The organism is Burkholderia semiarida, from assembly GCF_029268935.1.
In the GTDB taxonomy this organism is placed as follows: domain Bacteria; phylum Pseudomonadota; class Gammaproteobacteria; order Burkholderiales; family Burkholderiaceae; genus Burkholderia; species Burkholderia semiarida.
On record NZ_JAHLCL010000007.1, the window covers coordinates 1268 to 1972 of the forward strand.

Annotated in this window: 1 rRNA gene (running past both ends of the window); it reads left to right on the forward strand. The window is 55.2% G+C overall.

Annotation, left to right across the window (positions count from 1 at the left end):
- Positions 1-705, forward strand: a 23S ribosomal RNA gene (locus tag KPB06_RS12990) (its annotated part extends past both window edges: 1267 nt to the left, 293 nt to the right); the annotation flags it as partial.

A 705-nucleotide genomic window follows, 5' to 3' on the forward strand; every position in this document is an offset into this window, starting at 1 on the left:
ATGCGTAGCTGATGGGAAGCAGGTCAATATTCCTGCACCATTGTTAGATGCGATGGGGGGACGGATCGCGGAAGGTTGTCCGGGTGTTGGACGTCCCGGTCGCTGCATTGGAGAAGGCGCTTAGGCAAATCCGGGCGCAGGATTCAAGGGTGTGGCGCGAGCTCCTTCGGGAGCGAAGCAATTGTAACGGAGGAGTACGAAGGTACGCTAGGTACGGTCGGAAATCGTGCTGATAGTGCAATGGCATAAGCGTGCTTAACTGCGAGACCGACAAGTCGAGCAGGTGCGAAAGCAGGTCATAGTGATCCGGTGGTTCTGTATGGAAGGGCCATCGCTCAACGGATAAAAGGTACTCTGGGGATAACAGGCTGATACCGCCCAAGAGTTCATATCGACGGCGGTGTTTGGCACCTCGATGTCGGCTCATCTCATCCTGGGGCTGTAGCCGGTCCCAAGGGTATGGCTGTTCGCCATTTAAAGAGGTACGTGAGCTGGGTTTAAAACGTCGTGAGACAGTTTGGTCCCTATCTGCCGTGGGCGTTGGATATTTGAAGGGGGCTGCTCCTAGTACGAGAGGACCGGAGTGGACGAACCTCTGGTGTACCGGTTGTCACGCCAGTGGCATCGCCGGGTAGCTATGTTCGGAAGAGATAACCGCTGAAAGCATCTAAGCGGGAAACTCGCCTTAAGATGAGATATCCCTGG